General features: G+C 52.8%; 15 protein-coding genes. 14 read left to right on the forward strand and 1 reads right to left on the reverse strand.

The annotated features are described in order from the left end of the window. Nucleotides 1-43: 43 nt before the first annotated feature. Complete coding sequence (locus M3223_RS06940) at nucleotides 44-949, reverse strand: AraC family transcriptional regulator (RefSeq protein ID WP_251560405.1); 906 nt, start codon at nucleotides 947-949, stop codon at nucleotides 44-46. 221 nt (nucleotides 950-1,170) lie between these two features. Here M3223_RS06940 and M3223_RS06945 point away from each other — a divergent pair, with 221 nt between their 5' ends. The 14 genes from M3223_RS06945 to M3223_RS07015 all read left to right on the forward strand — a co-directional run bounded on the left by M3223_RS06945 (nucleotide 1,171) and on the right by M3223_RS07015 (nucleotide 21,429). Then, nucleotides 1,171-2,472 carry an alpha-glucosidase/alpha-galactosidase gene (locus tag M3223_RS06945; protein ID WP_251560407.1) on the forward strand — a complete coding sequence of 434 codons (1,302 nt, stop codon included), beginning with the start codon at nucleotides 1,171-1,173 and terminating at the stop codon, nucleotides 2,470-2,472. A 121-nt stretch (nucleotides 2,473-2,593) separates the two neighbouring features. Beyond that, the gene (locus M3223_RS24215) at nucleotides 2,594-2,728 is read left to right on the forward strand and encodes a hypothetical protein (RefSeq protein ID WP_285891162.1); all 135 of its coding nucleotides are present in this window, start codon (nucleotides 2,594-2,596) and stop codon (nucleotides 2,726-2,728) included. A 210-nt stretch (nucleotides 2,729-2,938) separates the two neighbouring features. Beyond that, nucleotides 2,939-3,142, forward strand: coding sequence for a zinc ribbon domain-containing protein (locus tag M3223_RS06950; RefSeq protein ID WP_251560409.1), 204 nt, complete (start codon nucleotides 2,939-2,941; stop codon nucleotides 3,140-3,142). 533 nt (nucleotides 3,143-3,675) lie between these two features. After that, a complete protein-coding gene (locus M3223_RS06960) occupies nucleotides 3,676-4,350 on the forward strand; it encodes a response regulator transcription factor (protein WP_353057672.1) in 675 nt (224 codons plus the stop codon). Beyond that, on the forward strand, nucleotides 4,347-5,411 hold the full coding sequence (locus tag M3223_RS06965; RefSeq protein ID WP_251560411.1) for a sensor histidine kinase: 1,065 nt from the start codon (nucleotides 4,347-4,349) through the stop codon (nucleotides 5,409-5,411). The genes M3223_RS06960 and M3223_RS06965 overlap by 4 nt, the downstream gene beginning before the upstream one ends. Before the next feature lie 118 nt (nucleotides 5,412-5,529). Further along, nucleotides 5,530-6,345: a glutamate racemase gene (gene racE / locus M3223_RS06970; RefSeq protein WP_353057673.1), complete on the forward strand. Its 816-nt coding sequence runs from the start codon at nucleotides 5,530-5,532 to the stop codon at nucleotides 6,343-6,345. A 201-nt stretch (nucleotides 6,346-6,546) separates the two neighbouring features. Next, nucleotides 6,547-7,449 carry a M14 family metallopeptidase gene (locus tag M3223_RS06975; protein ID WP_251560415.1) on the forward strand — a complete coding sequence of 301 codons (903 nt, stop codon included), beginning with the start codon at nucleotides 6,547-6,549 and terminating at the stop codon, nucleotides 7,447-7,449. Nucleotides 7,450-7,877: 428 nt separating this feature from the next. Then, nucleotides 7,878-9,026: an epoxide hydrolase family protein gene (locus M3223_RS06985; protein ID WP_251560417.1), complete on the forward strand. Its 1,149-nt coding sequence runs from the start codon at nucleotides 7,878-7,880 to the stop codon at nucleotides 9,024-9,026. Nucleotides 9,027-9,296: 270 nt separating this feature from the next. Next, entirely contained in the window at nucleotides 9,297-10,376 is a 1,080-nt protein-coding gene (locus M3223_RS06990; protein ID WP_251561000.1) for a winged helix DNA-binding domain-containing protein, read from the forward strand. A 596-nt stretch (nucleotides 10,377-10,972) separates the two neighbouring features. Next, nucleotides 10,973-13,741, forward strand: a complete 2,769-nt coding sequence (locus M3223_RS06995) for a right-handed parallel beta-helix repeat-containing protein (RefSeq protein WP_251560419.1) — start codon at nucleotides 10,973-10,975, stop codon at nucleotides 13,739-13,741. A 269-nt stretch (nucleotides 13,742-14,010) separates the two neighbouring features. After that, nucleotides 14,011-15,081, forward strand: a complete 1,071-nt coding sequence (locus M3223_RS07000) for a peptidylprolyl isomerase (protein ID WP_251561001.1) — start codon at nucleotides 14,011-14,013, stop codon at nucleotides 15,079-15,081. Nucleotides 15,082-15,109: 28 nt separating this feature from the next. Further along, nucleotides 15,110-17,860, forward strand: coding sequence for a right-handed parallel beta-helix repeat-containing protein (locus M3223_RS07005; RefSeq protein WP_251560421.1), 2,751 nt, complete (start codon nucleotides 15,110-15,112; stop codon nucleotides 17,858-17,860). A gap of 127 nt (nucleotides 17,861-17,987) precedes the next feature. Beyond that, nucleotides 17,988-19,769, forward strand: coding sequence for a sensor histidine kinase (locus M3223_RS07010; RefSeq protein WP_251560424.1), 1,782 nt, complete (start codon nucleotides 17,988-17,990; stop codon nucleotides 19,767-19,769). A 1-nt stretch (nucleotide 19,770) separates the two neighbouring features. Next, nucleotides 19,771-21,429, forward strand: a complete 1,659-nt coding sequence (locus tag M3223_RS07015) for a response regulator (RefSeq protein ID WP_251560425.1) — start codon at nucleotides 19,771-19,773, stop codon at nucleotides 21,427-21,429. The last annotated feature ends 9 nt before the right edge of the window (nucleotides 21,430-21,438 follow it).

Here is a 21,438-nt window from a genome sequence, read left to right on the forward strand (position 1 = left end):
GGCGTCAACCCTGTTGGAAGGGTTGACGCCTTTTGACGTTGGGCTAGTCCTCTTTCTGCAAATCTCCGCCTCCAAACCATTTCTGGCGGTAAGCCGAGGGAGACAGGCCGAAGCTGTTCTTGAATTGTCTTGAAAAATAAAGCGGGTCGGCGAAGCCGCTTGATCCGGCGACCTGCTCAATCGTCAAATCGGTTTTCAGCAGATCGGCGGATTTTTTCAGACGGAGCTGCTGCAAATATTGCATCGGCGACAGCCCGGTATATAGCCGGAACAGCTTGGACAAATGGGTCCGGTGGTAGCCGAGCGAACGTGCTAGCTCCTGAATGGACACCTGCTCCGCATAATGCGTCTGCAGCCAGCGGGCCGCTTGATCCACTTGCCGTTTTGCCGCTGCGGAGGAGTGGGGGGCAGGCCTTGTCCGGTGGGGCTGCAGGCGGGCGAATTCGCCAAGCAGCAGTCTGAGCCAGCCGCTTGCCTCCAAGTCGGTCACGGCGGCGCTGCCGCTGCCGGCCAGCACGGCCTGCAGCCGGTCGTACAGCACGAGAGCTCCGAATCCGGATGCCCCGGTAATGACGGGATGCTCAGGAGTAAGTCCAACCTCTCTCAAGAGCTGGCCGGAGGCGTAACCGCGAAAAGCTACCCATTTATAAGTCCACGGATCATCTCCGTCTGCTTCATACTCAAACAAGTCATCCTCAAAAATGACAAACGTATCGCCGGATGCGAGCTCATACTCGCTGCCTTTCCAACGGAACACGCCTTTGCCGCTGATGATCGTATGCACCAGAACGTAATCGTGAATGCCCGGACCGGTGCGCTGCAGCTTCACCGGGCTTCCTTCTCCGCAGAACAACACCGTAAGCTCGCTAGCCTCGGCCGGCTCACGGTTGCCGCTTACCTTATAAACGTAATGATCCGGCAAATCGTTGTGTTGTGTCTCCGTATCCATCCGATTGAATCCTCCTCCCGGCGGGCGTTGCTTCATTCAGGATAGAATAAGAAACGACAAATGTCCATCCATTAGCTCCAAACTTCCATAGCGCTATAAGCCGAAAACCTCGTATAGTTTAAGTATTAATTCCCGATGTTACGGCAGCGAAGCGGATTGGCAGCGTTTTCTCCGTTTATGCCAAAAAAGACATTAATCCGGGTTATATAGGAGGATGCAAGATGAGCAAAATTACTTTTTTAGGCGCAGGAAGCACCGTATTCGCGCGTAACGTGCTGGGTGACGTCCTGCTGACTTCGGCGCTTCAGTCGTTTGAGATTGCATTGTTTGACATTGACCATAAACGGGTCAGGGAATCGGAGCAGCTGCTTAATGCAATCAAGCGTACGAGCGGCAGCACATGCACGATTAAAGTGTATGAGGACCGCAAAGAAGCTCTGCGCGGAGCAAAATATATTATCAATGCGATTCAGGTAGGCGGGTACGAGCCTTGTACGGTGACGGACTTTGAAATTCCGAAAAAATACGGCCTGCGACAAACGATTGCCGACACGATCGGCATCGGCGGCATTTTCCGCAATCTGCGTACGATTCCGGTGCTGGAAGGTTTTGCGCAGGACATCCGCGAGGTATGTCCGGACGCGCTGTTCATGAACTACACCAACCCGATGGCCGTTTTGACTAACTATATGAATACTTATGCCGGTGTGAACACGGTCGGCCTCTGCCACAGCGTTCAGCACTGCGTGTCCAATTTGTTCGATAACCTTGGAATCGACAAATCGGGCGTCAAATCCAAGATTGCCGGCATCAACCATATGGCATGGCTGCTTGAGGTGACGCGCGACGGAGTCGACCTGTACCCGGAAATCAAACGCCTTGCTGCCGAAAAGCAAAAGGAAAAACATTGGGATATGGTTCGCCTTGAGCTGATGCTGAAATTCGGAGCATATGTGACGGAATCGTCGGAGCATAATGCCGAATATCATCCGTATTTCATCAAGCGCAACTACCCGGAGCTCATCGAGCGCTTCAATATTCCGCTGGATGAGTATCCGCGCCGCTGCGTGGACCAGATCGACAGATGGAACAAGGTGCGCGACGACTTGCTCAGCAAGGCTGAAATCAGCCATAAGCGTACCGAAGAATACGCTTCATACATCATGGAAGCAATCGAAACCAACATTCCGTACAAAATTGGCGGTAACGTCATGAACACCGGAGGTTTGATCTCCAACCTGCCGCGCGAGGCATGCGTCGAGGTTCCGTGTCTCGTCGACCGCAGCGGCATCCAGCCAGTTCACATCGGCAATTTGCCGCCGCAGCTGGCTGCGCTGAACCGTACGAACATCAATACGCAGCTGCTGACGCTGGAAGCGGCGGTTACTCGCCGCAAAGAGCATATCTACCACGCCGCGATGCTGGACCCGCATACGGCTGCCGAGCTGTCAATCGATGACATTGTCTCGCTGTGCGACGACCTGATTGAAGCGCATGGCGATTGGCTGCCGAAGTACAACTAAATTAGAGCTAGAGTGGAAAGGCCGCTGAGAAGCGGCCTTTTTGGCGATTTCGGTTGATTATCGTAGTAACAAGCAGCTGTCATTTAAGAATATTAAAATCAATTTTGTAGGGAGGAATTAAATGAAGAATTATTTAATTGTTTTTACAACTTTAATGACATTACTGATTATAGTGGGTTGCTCAAATGACGAGGCATTAACTGACTCTAAAACAAAAAATGAAATAGAAACAATAGAAAAACAGGGGGTAATTTAGAGGTTTTTTATGAAATGAACAACTTTTACCTTTGGCCCGTTATCTGTGGATCAGGTGATAGGGAAAGTACTTGAACCAGAGGAATTTCAGCCGAATTCAGATCGTCGCTTGTTCAATAGCGAAAGTCCAGAATTTATTTTCTTGAACTCAGAAACTTTCCAAGTAATGGAAACGTATATAAGCAAACTTAAGATGAGGGAGTGGACTTGGATGGAAGAAAAGGGATGCGTTAAATGCGGAAGTAGGGACGCTAGGACCAAAGAAGTCGCAATGACCGGGACCGGTCTTTCCAAAATGTTCGATATTCAAAATAATCAATTTGTCGTTGTGTATTGCGCTGATTGCGGATACTCCGAATTTTATAACAAACAATCGTCGGCCGGTTCCAACATTGTGGATCTCTTCTTCGGTTGACCGAAGGTGCATTTAAAATTCAACAGAGAGGATTGACTGTTTGAAAATAAAGAACCCTGGCAACGGATCTGCAGCTGTCGGATTGTAAAAGTTAGAGACGGGATGCCGCCAGGCCTGGGGACGATGCTGCTGCGAAATGTGGTCGCTGGTCTGATCTAAGGATTTACATTGGGTATTGCACTTATTGTCAGCGCAATTATGATTGGGGTTCATGAAGATATTCACGATTTTATTGCAGGTACGGAAGTTGTGTATGATTGAACAGATACGCCCTATACGGCTAGATGAATGACGGCCCTTGATGGGGCCTTTTTATTTGGATATCTTTTCGGCGATACTTCCATTAAACGCTTAATCGAGGAGTTTGGCAGGTGAGCCGCCCAACGTGCTCGGCATCAATCTCTACATATGGACAGCGCTAGAATGCTCTGCTCCCAGGACATATTCGGTTCATATTGCTCGGGTATGATTATGATAAAATTGTGCTTAATTCACAGCACATCACTACAAACGTTTAAAAGGAGGGGATCGGCGTGCCGCACATCCTCGTTGTGGACGACGACAGCCATATTCGGGAGCTGGTCGCTCATTTTATGCGAAGAGAAGGCTTTACAACATCGGAAGCCGCTGGCGGACGGGAAGCGCTGCAGCTGTACGAGTCGGACCCCGCCGATCTGGTCATTATGGATATTATGATGCCGGGCATGGACGGCTGGGAGTTATGCCGCCTGCTGCGTGAGGATTACAGCGAGCTGCCGCTGCTGATGCTGACCGCGAAAGGCGAAACGCCGCATAAGGTAAGGGGCTTTGAGCTTGGCACGGACGACTATGTCGTGAAGCCGTTTGATCCGCTGGAGCTCGTCGCCCGCGTCAAGGCGCTGCTTAAGCGCAGCCGGATTTCGGCATCCCAGCAGGCTGCCGTCGGTGATTTGTTTCTGGACCGCCAAACGTTTCAATGCCGCATCGGCAGCAGGGAGCTTATTTTGCCCCGCAAAGAATTCGAGCTGTTGTTTCTACTGGCTAGCTATCCAGGCAAAACGCTGCCCCGGGAGCAATTGGTGGAGCAGGTTTGGGGATATGATTACGAAGGAGACGAGCGTACACTCGATGTCCATATCAAAAGGCTGCGCAGTCGATTGGAGGAAGCGCAGCACGTAGAAATCCGCACGATTCGCGGGCTCGGATACCGGCTGGAGGAAAAGAAGTGAGGCGGCATAAGGAGAGAACCCGCGCCAAAATCCGTGGTGTGTTTGCGGTAATAGGCATCATCAGCTGGCTTGCGCTCTGCTGGATCGGCGCGTATTACGTCATGCAGACGAGCGGCTGGAAACCTTCGCCGCTGGTGGAGCATCTGGCAGGCGCCGCGTTAGGCTTTTTGATTTTCGGCTTAACAGTCGGCCTCATGGCCCGTGTTTTGAACAAACGTAATTTCGATCTGTTCCAGTCCATTCTTGATGCGCTGCGGCAAATTGCAAGCGGAGACTTTCAAGTAGAGATCAAGCTGCCGGAGCCATGGGACGACCGTAACCATTTCAATCATCTGGTGCGGGGTATCAACGATATGGCGGCCGATTTGGGACGAATGGAGATCATGCGGCAGGAGTTTATCTCCAACGTCTCGCATGAAATCCAGTCGCCGCTGACGTCTATTAGCGGGTTCGCTCAAGCATTAAAGGATGACAGCCTGCCGCCGGACCAGAGAAAACGTTATCTCGATATTATCGAGCAGGAGAGCATTCGCCTCTCGCGTCTGTCCGATAACATGCTGAGGCTGGCTTCGCTGGATTCCGAGCATCATCCGTTTCATCCGAGGACGTTCAGGCTGGACAGGCAGCTGCAGCAGGCTATGCTTTCTCTGGAGCCACTTTGGAGCGCGAAAAATCAGGAGATCGGTATGGATGCGGAGCCGCTGGAGGTGGAGGCGGACGACGATCTGCTGCGTCAGGTGTGGACGAATCTGCTGCATAACGCCGTTAAGTTCACGCCGGAGGGCGGCGCAATCAGCATCAAGCTGCGCAGCCGCGGCAGTGATGCGGTAGTGGAGGTGGAGAATTCAGGAGCCGGCATTCCGGCGGACAGCCTGCCCTTTATTTTCGACCGGTTTTACAAAGTCGACCCGTCGCGCACGCGAAAGGGCGGAGGCAGCGGACTTGGTCTCTCTATCAGCCGTAAAATTATGCAAATGCACGGAGGCAGCATCAGTGCGGCCAGTGAAGAAGGAGCCGTAACGGTAATGACTGCCGTCCTGCCGCTCCACCGTCCAGAGTGAGCCCGGCTTGAAGCGATACGCGGAATCCGCTAAGATGTAGGTACGTTTGGCAGAAGCTATTCATATGCTGTCATAGTTTTAACCGACATCAATTTTGTACAAGGAAAGCGGTGTGTACGTGCAAAGACCGATAGCCATCCTAGATTCCGGAGTAGGGGGACTTACGGTTGTCCGTGAAGTCATGCGGCAGCTTCCCCGCGAGAAGGTCATCTACTTTGGAGATACCGCACGAACGCCCTATGGACCTCGGCCGGCCGAGGAAGTGGTTCGGTTCACGCGAGAGATTGTCACCTATCTGATGCAATATAACCCTAAAATGATTATTATTGCTTGTAATACAGCAACTGCGGTAGCATTGGAGGAAATTCGCAGCGTCGTTGACGTGCCGGTCATCGGAGTGATTAACCCCGGCGCTCGCGCTGCGATTAACAGCACAAAATCCGGCGTGGTCGGCATTATCGGCACCGTCGGTACGGTGCGCAGCCGCGCCTATGAACAAGCGCTCAAGCGGCTCAATCCGAATATTCATGTCGCGAGCTTAGCCTGTCCGCTATTCGTGCCGCTTGTGGAACAGGGGAACTTTCATTCACCGGAAACGTTCCATATTGTTGAGGATTCGCTCACTCCGCTGAAGGAAATTCCGCTGGATACGCTTATTCTCGGCTGCACCCATTATCCGTTTCTGTCCGAATCAATCGGTCGTGCGGTAGGTCCCGGTGTGCAGCTCATCAGCTCGGACAACGAGACGGCCCGCGAGATGAGCACGATTTTGCAGGAAACGGGCAAGCTTGCTTCGCAGGCGGAGCTTCCTGTGCACCGCTTCTTCTGCAGCGGCGACCCGGCTCTGTTCAAAAGCATTGCGCAGCAATGGCTCGGCAAACAGATTGAGCTGACTCCGGTCGTGTGGCAAATTCCTCAGATCGGCAATCATTAACACCATGGCCTAATAACCGACTCAGAATTATTCTAGCAGCATGTTGCTGCAATAGAGCCAGTCGCCAGCCTTTTTTCAGGCTCGACTGGCTCTATTTTTTGCTGCTGCGCCGCGCTGCCGCTGCTTGTGACAAAGCACCGGGATAGACCCGCTCGTCCCGGCATATAGATGAGTGAGGACAGACAAGGGAGGCGGCAATACGTGAACCGTGAACGATTGGGCAACATTGTTCAGCCATGCCGCTATGGTCCGGCCGAACTGGCTGCGGATCTGGCTGCATTGCAGCTTCGCTATCCTTTCCTGCACAGACAGCCTGCGGGAACAAGCGTTATGGGCAAAAGGCTGGAGTCGCTGCGTATTGGCAGCGGCGCGGCATATGTGCATTTGAATGCGTCCGTGCACGGCTGCGAGTGGATTACGAGTCTGCTGCTCATGATGTATACGGAAGAACTGCTGGAGCGGCAAGCTGCCGGTTCAAGCGGGATGGAGGAGCTGACGATCTGGCTCATGCCAATGGTTAATCCCGACGGGGTCGAGCTGTCGCTGAAAGGCGCTCCGCCGGAGCATCCCTATCGCCGCCAGCTGCTGGAATGGAATGGGGGCAGCGAGGATTTCAGCGCATGGAAAGCCAATATCCGCGGTGTAGACCTGAACGACCAATTTCCCGCCAATTGGGAAGAGGAGCGAAGCCGGCGGGGCACGGACGGACCGGGGCCGCGCGATTATCCCGGCGAGAGCCCGCTCAGCGAACCGGAATCCAGAGCGGTCGTTTTGCTCAGTGAACGGGAGTCGTTCGATATGGTAGCTGCGCTGCACACGCAAGGAGAGGAAATCTATTGGAACTATCGGGGGCTGGAGCCGCCGGAGTCGAGAGCGATAGTGGAACGGCTCGGTGCGGTCAGCGGTTATGCGCCGATTGCGCTTACCGACAGCGATGCCGGTTACAAGGATTGGTTTATTCAAAAGTTCCGCCGTCCCGGGTTCACGATAGAGGCGGGGCGAGGCGTCAATCCGCTGCCGCTTGAGCAGTGGGAGGATATGTACGTCAAGCTGCGCAGCCTGCTCGATGAGCTGTTGCGGATCGCCAAAGGAGTTGGACGGTAAGGAGCCTGCGGGCTCCTTTTTTTAGTTTCACCATAGAAATTCACGAAACACAAACAGAATAGGACATTATTTTCAGAAATTTCATTCAATTGATTACACTGGGAAATCGTCACTCAGATCCGTGAACGCAATCGAAATCAGCTAACTGGCATCCATCAGCTCATGGAGCTTTGTGAAGAACTTGGACTGCGGTCCTGGTAATCCTGACAACCATGTTGTCAGGATTAGGGGTGTACAATAAAACTCAGATGATCCGTAAAACGTCGTCAGCAGTACCGACTGGATCATCGACATTGGTCCCGAGGGCGGAAGTAGAGGCGTGAGCGTGGTGTTTGAAGGCACGCCGTCACAGCTGCTGCAAGCGGAGCACTCACTGACAAGCCGGTGTCTGCTTGGATGATAAATACAAATACAAAGGAGAATGAACGATGACAAACATCAACCCGCTGATACAGCCTTTTCAAATTCAGGTATCCGAGGAAGCATTGCAGGATCTTAAAACGCGGCTGGTCCGCACCCGTTGGACAGAGCTGCCGGAGACCGGATGGGAACGCGGAGCGCCCCAATCCTATATCCGTGACCTTGCCGATTATTGGCAGCATCGATACGATTGGCGGGCGCAGGAGGAGGCGCTTAACAAGCTGCCGCAATATACGACCGTTATCGACGGGCAACAGATTCATTTTATCCATGTCCAATCACTCGAGGCGGAAGCGACGCCGCTCCTGCTGTTGCACGGTTGGCCGGGATCGTTCGTGGAGTTCCTGGACACCATCGACGAGCTGACGAACCCGCAGGCGCATGGCCGGGAGGGGGCGCAGGCATTTCACCTCGTCATCCCGTCGCTGCCCGGCTTTGGATTCTCTGCTCCGCTGGCCGAGAGCGGTTGGACGCCCGGCCGGATGGCCGAGGCGATGGTACAGCTCATGGATCGTCTCGGTTACGAGCGGTACGGCGTGCAGGGCGGCGATACCGGCGCATTTGTGGCCTCCGAGATGGGGCGGCTAGCGCCGGAGCGGATCATCGGCATTCATCTGAATGCGATGTTCACCTTCCCTTCTGGCGAAGAAGGAGAGCTGGATGCATTGTCCGAGGAAGAGCAAGCTCGCTTGGCGCGTATGGAGACGTTCAACGACGGCTACCTGCAGATCCAGTCCAAGAGCCCGCACACGCTCGCATTTGGCTTGGGGGATTCGCCGGTGGGGCAGCTTGCGTGGATCATGGAGATTTTCATGAAGTGGACCTCTCCCGCTGAAACGCTGCCTGAGGAGATCATCCATCTCGACCGCCTGCTGACCAATGTCAGTCTGTATTGGTTTACCGGCACGGCAGGATCGGCGGCGCAGGTGTACTACGAGTCAGCGCATGATGAGTCCGCGTGGCTGCCGAAGGAAAAGGGTACGGTGCCGACCGGCGTACTGGTTTCACTCTCCCAAGATATGTCAGTGCGGGCTCTTGCCGAGAAAGATCATGCGATCGTGCATTGGAGCGAATGTCCGGTAGGAGGCCATTTCTACGCGATGGAGCAGCCGCAGCGGTATGCAGAAGAAGTGCGGACGTTTTTCGGAAACGTCTAAAAACACTTCTGTGAACCCATAGACTACAACATACAATCGTTCCGAAGAGAATCATAACAGGCAAGGTCTTTTTAACGCTTTCAGTAATCAGCATTGCGGGTGGTTTGATTGCCGTCATTTGACCGTTATTTAAGCAGAGGAGGTATAAAAGCAATGGGTACTCTGTCCATCCGTCGCATCGGAGCTCCCGAGCGTCGAGCGCGATTGGCCCGTCGCCACCGTATAGCGCCTGGCTTTCGGGCGACGAAAGTTGTTGACGCAGCGAGGAGCATGGTGTGTCTCCACGGGACAGACCAGCCAACCGTGTATCTCTCTTCCTGGGCGCGTGTCGATGGGATGACCGTGGATGACATGGATCGTGCTCTCTACGTTGAACGCTCCCTCATCAAGCACTTGGCGATGCGACGAACCCTGTTTGTCTTCCCTCGTGAGTTGCTTCGCTTTGCCCAGGCTGGGGCGAGCAACCGCGTCGCCATTGCCGAGCGGCGCCGTTTGGTACGCGAGGTGGGACAGGCCGGCCTCCATCAGGATGGCGAACGCTGGCTCCGCGAGGCAGGCGATCAGACGCTTGCGCTGCTCGCGGACGGGCGCGAGGCGACTCTGTCCGAATTGCGCGAGAAGATACCGCTTCTCACCGGATCCATAACTCAAGGAGAAGGGAAATCCTGGGGAGGGAAAGTCGCGGTCGGTCCAAGAGTTTTAACCACTCTGTCCGCAGCAGGACAAATTGTGCGCGCATCAAACGATGGCTCATGGAGCACATCCCGACACCGTTGGGCCACGATGAGCTCCTGGGCGGGTGAGGACATCGAACCTTGCAACGAAGCCGAGGGTGAAGCGAGGCTGGTCGAACTGTGGCTGCGAACTTTCGGACCCGGTACCGTGACCGACATCAAATGGTGGCTCGGATCGACAATCACCGCGGTGCGTAAGGCGCTTGTCGGCCTCCACGCGGTTGAGGTCGATCTCGACGGCCAGATCGGCTATATCCTTCCTGATGACGTGGAATCGGTCGACCCTGTCGAACCGTGGGCTGCGCTCCTGCCGCCGCTGGATCCGACGACAATGGGGTGGGCTGAACGCGACTGGTATCTCGGCCCTTACAAAGAGCACTTGTTCGACACTAGTGGCAACGCAGGACCCACGGCTTGGTGGGATGGCAGGATCGTGGGGGGCTGGGTCCAAAGTGACAAAGGCGAAGTCATCCTTCAACTGCTTGAGGATATCGGCTCAGAAGGGCTTAACGCGCTCGAATTCGAAGCCGCACGGCTTAGCGGCTGGCTCGACGGTAAACGCGTACTGCCGAAGTTTCCCTCGCCGCTGGCAAAAATGCTCACCCAAGCCGACTAATGCATTCTACTTGACTCTTGTAAAATCGTCTTAAACTATCACAAATTACCAATCTACATAAGCGTGAATCCGAATTCTTGGATTCATTAATATTTCGGTTCGTGATCCTGTTAGCAGTGATCTGTGTCATTGGACAACTGTCAGAGGACAAGAACATATATGCATAGAAACCGCGTATAGAGCGGTTTTTTTGTTTTAAGTGTTTTTTCTTTCTCAAGTGGTGGAGTGTAATCCGTCCCGGTTTTACGATAGAGGCTGGAAGAGGAGTAAATCCGCTGCCGCTGGAGCAGTGGGAGGACATGTATGTAAAACTCCGCAGTTTGCTCGACGAGCTGCTGCGAATTTCCAAAAAAGTCGGACGCTAGGGAGCCTGCGGGCTCCTTTTTTTATTTCACCATAGAAATTCACGGAAAACAAACAGAATAGGACATTCTTTTCAAAAATTCCATTGATTACACTACAGGTGGCAGTCATTTCCAAAGTGGATTGCCGGCCGGCACAGTTTTGTAAGCGCTATATTTCAGGAAGGGGGCAACGGAGCCTTACGTGCAAATTCGGACACAAAGCAGCGCAAAATTGAAGGAGGAGCAATAATCATGGATAGTACGGCTAAAAAATGGTGCAGTTCGATTCTGGTCTTTTCACTGATTTGCACAATGTTCATCGGGATTGGAGTACAGCCGGAACGCGTTTATGCTGCAGGCAGCTCCTATTATGTGGATTCAGTCAGCGGCTCCGACAGCAATGACGGCCTGAGCAGCTCGTCGCCTTGGAAAACGCTGGACAAGGTGAACGGAACGACGTTCTCCCCGGGAGATAACATTTTGCTGAAGTCCGGCAGCGTTTGGACAGGCCAGCTGTATCCGAAAGGCTCCGGCGCAGCGGGCAGCCCCATTACGATTGACAAATACGGCACCGGCAACCTGCCGCTCATTCAAGGCAACGGCATTGTAGGCGGCGCTGTTTACCTGAAAAACCAATCTCATATGGTGATTCAGAACCTGGAAGTCACCAACGATATCGCGTCGAGAGCGCCTGGCCTGTCCGGCATTCTCGTCGAGGGGGTTGACTCCGGCCTCGTCAGCGACATTAAAATCCTCAACAACTACGTGCACGACGTGGACTCCGACCATAACTGGAATTATTACGGCGGCATTATTGTCCAGGTTTTGGGAAGTGCAACTCCGACCAAGTTTGACAACGTTCTGATCGAGGGGAACCGGGTCACGGAGGTTGGACGCTCCGGAATTGCGACGTATTCCACTTGGCGCAAGCGCCCGGGAGTTACAAATGGCGCCGGAGATTTCTTGCCATGGTCCAATGTAGTCGTCCGCAATAATACGGTTCATAAAACGGTTGGCGACGGCATTCTCATCACAAACGCCAACGACTCTATCATTGAGTACAACACGGTTGGCTACGCGAATTACACCAATCTTTATATCGCTATAGCAGGCATATGGGTGTGGAACGGAGACCGCAACATCATTCAATTCAACGAAGCGTTCGCTACGCAAAACACGCGTGACGGGCAAGGCTTCGACATTGACTACGCGCAGGACGGAACGATTATTCAATACAATTACAGCCATGATAACGTCGGCGGCTTCCTGCTTGTCTGCTCCAACGGCAGCATTGGCGCCAATACAACGACAAACGGCATCGCCCGTTACAACATCAGCCAGAACGATATGACACGCTCCATCCAGGTTTCGGGCCCTGTGGAAGGGGCAAAAATTTATAACAATACGATCTATGTCGGCTCGCATCTTGGCCCCTATATGAGCCCGACCATTATTGAGCATGGCAACTGGGGCGGATTTGCGAACAATACGCAGTATTACAACAACATCTTTGTTAATCATGGTCCAAAAGGGTATTACTTGGGTTCCAGCACGAACAACGTTTTTGACTCCAACGTGTTCTACGGCAACAATCCGGCTAGCGAGCCAGCCGATCCGAACAAGCTGACCAGCGATCCGATGCTGGCCAATCCGGGAACGGCCGTCAGCAAAAATACGGTGGACGGGTACTTGCTTAAGGCAGGCTCTCCTGCAATTGGTTCCGGTTTCGTTGTACCGAATAACGGCGGGCATGATTATTGGGGCAACAGCGTATCCGCGACGGCTGCTCCGAACCGCGGCGCTTATAACGGACCGGGCATCACGCACGAGGTGCCGACGCCTTCGCCGCTTCCGACGCCAACACCTCCATCGCCGACGCCGACCCCCAGCCCGACGCCAACGCCTTCGGCAACGCCGACGCCAACGCCGCTCAGCGCAGAGCTGTTTAGCGATACCTTCAACGATGGCGATGCCAACGGCTGGAACGTAGTGAGCGGCACGACGTCCAACTGGAGTATGGTGAACGACGGCACGCCGAAATATCAGGGCTCCTCGCTGACAGGTGACGAAACGATTTCGCTGCTCAGCCCGGCTTATTCCAATTCGAGCATCGAGGCAAAGGTCAAATCAACAAATATGACGTCAACCGGCTCCGTTTCGCTCATAGCCCGTTATGTTGACTCCGCCAACTACTATCGCTTCGGCTTCAGTAAAACAACGGGAACATGGAAAATTTGGAAAAAACAATCCGGCTCATGGACAACGATCGCCGAGAGCGCGCCTTTTACTTTTGCCGTTAATACGGAGTATGGCGTAAAGGCTGTTTTGAAGGATAACCAGCTCTTGCTGCAAGTGAATAGCTTTAGCGGCTATGTTACCGTAGCGTCCGGTACAGACTCCGCCTTCTCCAGCGGGTTGACGGGACTGCTGGCCTACAGAAGCACAAATCTGTACGATGACATTGTGATCAAGCCCAGCCTGATTAGCGACAACTTCAACGACGGCAATGCTAACGGATGGAGTCCTTCCTCCAATTCCGTTGGCGCCTGGAGCATCGTAACGGACGGCACCTCCCGTTATAACATCGCTTCGGCGGCTGGCGAATCGATGTCGCTGTTCGAGCGTCCATGGGATGACGCCAGTATTCAAGCCAAGGTCAAAGCGTCTTCAATCGCCGGCGACGGCTCGGTGTCGCTCGTAGCCCGTTATGTCGATACCAGCAATTTTTATCGTTTCGGCTACAGCAAAACTTCGGGCACATGGAAGATTTGGAAAAAGCAGTGGGGAATGTGGAGCACGCTGGCTGAAGGTCCGGCCTTCACGTTTAACACCAATACGGAGTACACTCTCCGCGCCAGTGTGAAAGGAAATCAGTTGACGCTGGAGGCGGATAGCGGATCGGGCCTTGTGACGGTTTGCTCCGTAACCGACAGTTCGTTTGCAGCGGGAAAATCAGGCTTATATGTCTATAAAGCGGTAAATTCGTACGATGATATTGTAATGGAGCAAGTTATTTCCTAGCGGAGCCTATGATTTGCGACATAACAAGGACAGCACAACAGGGAGCCTGCGGGCTCCTTTTTTGCATTTTCCATCATCGCAGAAATTCACGGCAAATCAACAGAATAAAACATTCTTTTCAAAAATGACATTGGTTACACTTACTCAAGAAAGGCCTTTCAGCCTGCAGACTCTCGATTGGAACAGTTGTAAGCGCTACATTTTGACGGAAGGGGGATATGTGAAGGTTTAACGCAAATTCGGACAAGGATGAGGTGAACGTTTTGCAAGTGCATCCAGGCTCCCGTCTATACGGACGGTTATCGCAGCTCTTGCGCCCGCTCTCGCGGCCTGTTTTTCGCCTGCTGCTTCCGCTCGCCATTGTGTCCGCAGCCTGTGCGGGCTGCGGCTCCGATCAGCCTGTTTTCACCGTAAACGGGGAAGCCGTCGAAAAGGGGGAATTTGAGCTCTATACGCAAAAGCTCCGTTCCGGCGTCATCCAGCATTATACGGAGCAGTACGGCGCAAGCTTCGGCAAAAATTACTGGACGGAGAAACATGGCGCTCCTGAATCGCCTTTGGAATACATCAAAAAAGAGGCGCTGAAACAGCTGGTCGAGGCCAAACTAATCCAGAAGCAGGCTCAGGAGCTGAAGCTGGAGGAGTCGTTCGATTACGCATCCTTTCCAGAGAAGCTGGAGTCGGAAAATGAGCGAAGACAAAAAGCGTTAGAAAACAACCAGCCTGTCTACGGCCCTACGCAATACTCTGAAGCCGATTACTATGATTACCTGACCGCCAACCTGAAATTGGGCCTTGTTCGGAAGCTGCTCGCGGATCCGGTCTGGAGCCCCGATGAAGCCGAATTGAAAGCCTATTATGAAGCGAACAAAGACGCGATGTTTCATAGGCCCAACTCCTACAGCATCAAAAGAATCGTTATCGACAAGGGCGATGAACCCGAGGCGGCGCTGAAACAAGCGGAGTTGCTTGCGCAAGACATATTCGGCGGAAAACCGTTTGATGTGGCCGCGAAGCAGGTCCATGAGTCTGGAAAGCCGGAATCGGAAATCTGGGATCCGCGCAAAAACATGAACCCCGGAATGAACGACGAAGGACTGCTGAGGATGCTGCAGGACATGAAGGCTGGGGACATCAGCGGGGTTTGGGAAGAAACCGGCAGCTATCAGATTATTCAGCTTGCTGAAATAATGGAGGGCGGGTATCAGCCGCTGGAAGAAGTAGGCGGTGCTATTGCAACGATGATGGTTGAGAAGGCATTTGATGCCGAGGTTGCTGAACAGGCGGATAAGGCAAAGGTGGAATTGACAGGCGCTTTTAATGATTTTGAGATGGAATAAAGTAAAATATGAACGAGGAGCAATCATCATGATGAACAGATTGGCTATGAAATGGTGCAGCCCAATCCTCATTGTTTCACTCGTATGTACGTTATTTATTGGAATTGGAACTCAGCCGGAACGCGCATACGCGGCCGGAAACTCTTACTACGTAGATTCCGTGAGCGGGTCCGATACCAACGACGGCCTCAGCAGCTCGTCGCCTTGGAAGACGCTGGACAAGGTCAACAGCACAACGTTCTCCGCAGGAGATAAAATAATGCTGAAGTCCGGCAGCGCGTGGACAGGCCAGTTGTACCCAAAAGGCTCCGGCGCTCCGGGCAGCCCGATCACGATTGATAAATACGGCACAGGCGGTTTGCCGCTCATTCAAGGCAACGGCATTCAAGGCGGCGCCGTTTACCTGAAAAACCAGTCCCATATGGTAATTCAGAACCTGGAAGTGACGAACGAAAGCCCGACAAAATTGCCCGGTCTGTCCGGCATTCTCGTCGAGGGAGTTGACTCCAGCCTCGTCAGCGACATTAAAATCCTCAACAACTACGTGCACGACGTGGATGCAGATGCGAGCTGGAAATATGACGGCGGCATTATTGTTAAAGTTACGGGCAGCGGGACGACGACCAAATTTGACAACGTCCTTATCGAAGGGAACAGAGTCATTGATGTTACCCGTTCCGGAATCGCAACTTATTCCAGCTGGCGCAAGCGCCCCGGCGTGTCAGACGCCGCCGGCCCGTTCCAGCCATGGTCCAATATCGTTGTCAGGAACAACACGGTGCAGCGGGCGTGGGGCGACGGCATTCTCATTACGAACTCCAACGATGCCGTCATTGAATACAATGTCGTTAGCTATTCTAATTATAACGATAAATTTTTAGCGCATGCGGGCATTTGGGTATGGAACGGAGACCGCAACATCATTCAGTTCAACGAAGCGTTCGGCACGCAAAAAACGGCGGACGGGCAAGGCTTCGATATTGACTACGCGCAGGATGGAACGATTATCCAATACAATTACAGCCATGATAACGTTGGCGGCTTTCTGCTTGTGTGCGTTGACGGCAGCAAAGGCCAGACAACGACAAACGGCATTGCCCGTTACAACATCAGCCAGAATGATATGACGCGCTCCATCCAGGTCATGGGCCCGGTCCAAAATACGAAAATTTATAACAATACAATCTATGTCGGATCCCACTTGGGTCCTTATATGACTCCGACGATTATCGAGCATGGCAACTGGAACGGTTTTGCGAACAATACGCAATATTACAATAATATCTTTGTTAATCACGGTACGAAAGGCTACTCCTTCGGCTCCAGCACAAACAACCTTTTTGATTCCAACGTCTTTTACGGCAACAATACGGCCAGCGAGCCGGCCGATCCGAACAAACTGACCAGCAATCCGATGCTGGCCAATCCGGGGACGGCTGTCAGCAAAGACACGGTGGACGGATACTTGCTGAAAGCAGGCTCTCCTGCGCTGAATTCCGGTGTTGTTATCCCGAATAACGGAGGAAGAGACTACTGGGGCAACAGCGTGTCCGCGACAGCTGCGCCGAACCGCGGCGCCTATAACGGACCGGGAATTACGCATGAGGTGCCGACGCCATCGCCGCTTCCGACACCGACGCCTCCAACGCCAACGCCAACGCCGACACCAACGCCGACACCAACGCCGCTTAATGCCGAGCTGTTCACCGATAACTTCAACGACGGCAACGCCTCGGGATGGAGCGTTGTAAGCGGACCAGCAGCGAACTGGAGCATTGTGAACGACGGGACGCAAAAATACCAAGCCTCGTCGCTGACAGGCAATGAAACGATTTCCCTGCTCGGCTCGACTTATTCCAACACGAGTATTGAAGCCAAAATTAAGTCAACGAATATGACCTCTAACGGCTCGGCAGCTATCGTGGCACGCTACGTAGACTCCGCTAATTTTTACCGGTTCGGATATAGTCAAACGTCCGGCACATGGAAAATCTGGAAGAAAATTTCCGGCACCTGGACAACAATCGCCGAGAGCGCTCCGACTGCTTTTGCTGCTAATACGGAATATGGCGTACGTGCCGTTCTAAAGGACAATCAGCTCTTGCTGCAGGTAAACAGCGGAAGCGGGTTCGTCACGGTTGCGTCCGGGACAGACTCTTCCTTCACGAGCGGCTTGACGGGGCTGCTTACCTACAATAGTATCAATCTGTATGACGATATTGTCATTAAGCCAAGCCTGATCCGCGACAACTTTAACGACGGCAACGCAAACGGCTGGAATCCATCCTCCAACTCCGTCGGCACCTGGAGCGTTGTGACGGATGGAACTTCCCGGTATAACGCTGCTTCGGCAGCTGGCGAATCCATGTCGCTGTTTGAGCGTCCTTGGAATGACGCCAGTATTCAAGCTAAAGTGAAAGCGTCTGCAATCGCAACGGACGGATCGGTATCGCTTGTAGCCCGTTATGTCGACACCAGCAACTTTTACAGGCTCGGCTACAGCAAGTCGTCGGGAACGTGGAAAATCTGGAAAAAACAAGCCGGAATATGGAGCACGCTTGCGGAAGGCCCCGCCTTCACCTTTAACACCGCTGTGGAATACACGCTCCGCGCCACGGTAAAAGGAAATCAGCTGACGCTGGAAGCGGACAGCGGATCGGGCTTCGTAACGGTCTGTACGGTCACTGACAACACGTTTTCATGGGGAAAATCGGGCTTGTATACCTATAAAGCAACAAATTCATATGACGATATCGTCATGGAACAGGCAATATCCTAATCATTTAGCCGGATTTCCTTATCAAGCTGACGGGCATTCCCCGGATCAACCCGATCCGGGGAATCGCCCTTTTTGTGCAGAGCCTTCAGGCAGGCCTAACTAGACTGCAATCTCCGGGGGGACAATGTTGAACGAACCGTTTAAACGTTTTATTTCCATTCGCAGCAAGCTGCTTGGAGCGTTTATTGTTGTTGTGGCGCTGCCAACGATCCTTGTGTTTTACCGGTTCACGGCTGAATCCTCACAGCTGCTGGAGAAGGAGGTTTATTGGGCCAATCAGTCCCTGATGGATCAAGCTGTCAGCGGCATGAACCTGAACGCGGAAAAAATGGTTAAGATGACGTACATGCTTGACGCTCAGCTGTATTCGAGTTATTTGAACAAACCGGCGCTTTGGAATACGGCTGACAATCAGGATATGTCGACGATATTGCAAATTCAGAAGAGCATGTTAAGTTTGCGCGATGTGATGCTAGATAATTATTCCTTTGTCGGCATTGTGGATGAGAACGGGGACGCGGTGACAACGCTAAGCGATTTTCACCTGGAAGCGGTTGGAAACATTCGCAGCGAGCCTTGGTACAAAATCGGCGTTGAGAAAAAGGGCTATCCGTACTGGTTAAGGGGGTACCGGATTCCGCCGGAATGGGGATATGTCGAAGGCGCGCCTAATAAAGATTTTTTAGTCGTGTCGCGTGTTCTGAACGGCGTTGGCAGCGTTCAAAATTATGGAGTCGTCGTAATCGGAATGTCGATGCAGCAATTTTTTAACGTTCAGCCTCAGACAACTGCCGGATTTTCGGAATTGCTCGTTTGGGATGGCGGCGAATATATGGCGCATCTGAGCGGAGAACGTGAGATTAAGCTGGCGCCGGAGCAGATGGTCGAGCTGAAGCAGCATTCTCGGACGGTAAAAAGGCTGAAGCTGGACGGAAACGAATATTTGGTTAATATCGCTCAAATCCCCCAGATAGGCCTTTCCGTAGCGGCGCTGCTGCCCATAGACGAATTCCGGGCGCAGATGAACCGGAGCAAAAACGAATCGCTTGTTATTCTGGTGCTGTTTTATATGATAGGATTGTCGGTTTTTGTGCTGCTGCTGATCCGGTTCACCAAGCCGCTGCACACGCTCATCCGGTCAATTATGCTTGTCGGCAAGGGAGATTTTAAACAGAAGGTTCCCGTTATTGGCAACGATGAAGCGGCTGTGCTTGGGAGCAGCTTTAACGGGATGGTATCCCGGCTGGACGAGCTGATCCGGCATGTTTCCGAAGAGCAGCGAAAACGGGAGGAGTCTCATTTTCAGGCGCTTCAGGCACAGATCAATCCGCATTTTTTATTTAATACGCTGAATTCGATCAAGCTAATGGCGATGCTGTCCAATACGAACCGCGATGTAAGCGACATGATTACGGCCCTTGGCAAGCTGATGGAGTTTTCGATGAAGCAGCATACGGTGTTTGTCACGCTCCGCCAAGAGCTTCAATATTTGGAGCTGTACATGAAGCTGCAAAAAATCCGCTATCACGATGATATTAATATTTCCATTCACGTGCCGGAGGAGCTGCTGGATTGTACCGTGCTGAAGTTCACTCTGCAGCCTCTGGTGGAAAACTGCATTATTCACGGGGCAAAGCTGCCGCTGCACATTTGGATTGAAGCGGAGCGTGAGCGGGACGATTTGAAAATCCGGGTCCGCGATAACGGCCAAGGGGTGTCGGAGGATAAAATGCTGCGTATTCAGAGCCAGCTGAAGCATGACGATGCCAAGTACAGCGGCCTCGGCCTGCTCAATGTCGACCGCCGCATCAAGCTTCATTTTGGAAGCGAATACGGTCTGGAGGTCTCTACGCCGGAGACGGGCGGCATGCTGATTACGGCAACTATTCCTGAGCGGAGGGAAGAATGAGATGAGCACAAAAGTTCTTATCGTGGATGATGAGATTTTAGTGCGGATATCTTTAAAAACGTTGATTCCGTGGGAGGAAGCGGGATTTGAAATTATCGGCGAGGCCACGGACGGACTGGAAGCGCTGGAGCTGCTGGAGAAGCAGTCCTGCCAGATCGTGCTAACCGATATCCGCATGCCGAATATGGGCGGGCTGGGACTAATTCAACAAATCCGCAGCAAGTGGCCGTCGGTCAAATGTGTCATTTTGTCCAACCATAACGACTTTGAATATGTTCAGCAGGCGCTGCGCCTTGGAGCGGTTGACTTTATTCTTAAGCTGGCCTGGACGCCGGAAGAGCTGTTGGATAAGTGCCGGGGAATTCGGGAGGCGCTGCTGGAGGAACAGCTTGAAAATGAGAAGCAATCGGTGCGGCTGGAACGGCTGAGCAGGCAATCAACAGAGCTGCTGCTTCGCAATTTGCTTGGCAAACAAGCGTCCAAGCCGGAAATTGATACTCAAATTCGCGATCATCCGCTGCCGCAGTTTTTGAAAGAGGGTTATCGCGTCGCAGCGGTTTCCATCGACCAAAGAGAACGGGTGCTGGAGCAGAACCGGTTTAAAAGCGAGCAGCTGCTTTTATATACCGTCGCTAACATTATAAATGAATTATTGCGGAAATACGGCAGCAGCGAGCTGGTTGACATGCACAGCGGCAGGCTGCTGATCATCCGCAGCTCCATTTCCGATGAATTGCTGCATGAAATCCGTTCGGCCGTGATCCGGTTTGCTCAGGTTAGCATCAGTTTTGGCGTGTCCTGTTCACATCAGGGAGAATACGAGCTGCATCAAAGCTTTATTGAAGCGGAGGCGGCGCTGGCGAGGCGCTTTTTCTTACGCGGAGAATTTGTGTTTTACCCGGGATCAGACAAAAACAGCAGCCTGTCCTTGCTGCCAGTGGACAATTGGATCAGGCGAATCGAAGCGGGAGAGCTGGAACCGCTCAAGCAGGAATTTGCCGAATGGCAGGAAACGCTGAAGGGTCAGACTGCTCTCGGAAGCTCTCTCGTCAGGGAGCAGTGGCTGCAGCTGCTGCATGGGCTGGGCCGGACGCCGGATGGAAGCGGAAAGGATATTCATCTGCTGCAGGATGCCGAGGGGCGCTTTCCGTTTGATGTCATCCGCAATGCCGAGACGCTGCAGGAAATCGCTGATTGGTTTTTCGGCTGGCTCCCCGGAGCGGTTTCTCTAATTCGCCGTCCGTCCCGTCCGATTTACCGCGAGGAAGTGCAGGCTGTAATTGAGATGATGCAGAGGGAATACGCTACGCCGATTAAAGTGTCGGACTTGGCGCGGCGCGTCGGTTTTTCGGAAAATTACTTGAGCGTTTTGTTCAAAAAAGAAACCGGCGAAAAAATCGTCGATTTCCTGACGAAGATCCGCATGCAAAAAGCGAGAGAGCTGCTCATGAATCCTTCGCTGAAAATTTACGAGATTTCCGAGCGTGTCGGTTATACCGACTCCAATCATTTCAGCAAGTATTTCAAAAAAATGGAAGGATTATTCCCGCTCGAATACCGCAGACTGGCGACCGGCCGGGGTGAAGCGCCGAGCGAGGCTTCGCCAAGCCAGCATGAATCAGCTGTTCGACCCTTGGATGAACGGAGCGGAGCGAAATGATGCGGAAGA

Source organism: Paenibacillus pasadenensis (assembly GCF_023715725.1).
In the GTDB taxonomy this organism is placed as follows: Bacteria; Bacillota; Bacilli; order Paenibacillales; family Paenibacillaceae; genus Paenibacillus_O; species Paenibacillus_O pasadenensis_A.

Excerpts from the sequence above, each read along its gene's own strand:
- M3223_RS06940 (WP_251560405.1), bottom strand. The coding sequence starts at position 949 with ATGGATACGGAGACACAACACAACGATTTGCCGGATCATTACGTTTAT.
- M3223_RS06945 (WP_251560407.1), top strand. The coding sequence starts at position 1,171 with ATGAGCAAAATTACTTTTTTAGGCGCAGGAAGCACCGTATTCGCGCGT.
- M3223_RS24215 (WP_285891162.1), top strand. The coding sequence starts at position 2,594 with ATGAAGAATTATTTAATTGTTTTTACAACTTTAATGACATTACTGATT.
- M3223_RS06950 (WP_251560409.1), top strand. The coding sequence starts at position 2,939 with ATGGAAGAAAAGGGATGCGTTAAATGCGGAAGTAGGGACGCTAGGACC.
- M3223_RS06985 (WP_251560417.1), top strand. The coding sequence starts at position 7,878 with ATGACAAACATCAACCCGCTGATACAGCCTTTTCAAATTCAGGTATCC.
- M3223_RS06990 (WP_251561000.1), top strand. The coding sequence starts at position 9,297 with ATGGTGTGTCTCCACGGGACAGACCAGCCAACCGTGTATCTCTCTTCC.
- M3223_RS06995 (WP_251560419.1), top strand. The coding sequence starts at position 10,973 with ATGGATAGTACGGCTAAAAAATGGTGCAGTTCGATTCTGGTCTTTTCA.
- M3223_RS07005 (WP_251560421.1), top strand. The coding sequence starts at position 15,110 with ATGATGAACAGATTGGCTATGAAATGGTGCAGCCCAATCCTCATTGTT.
- M3223_RS07015 (WP_251560425.1), top strand. The coding sequence starts at position 19,771 with ATGAGCACAAAAGTTCTTATCGTGGATGATGAGATTTTAGTGCGGATA.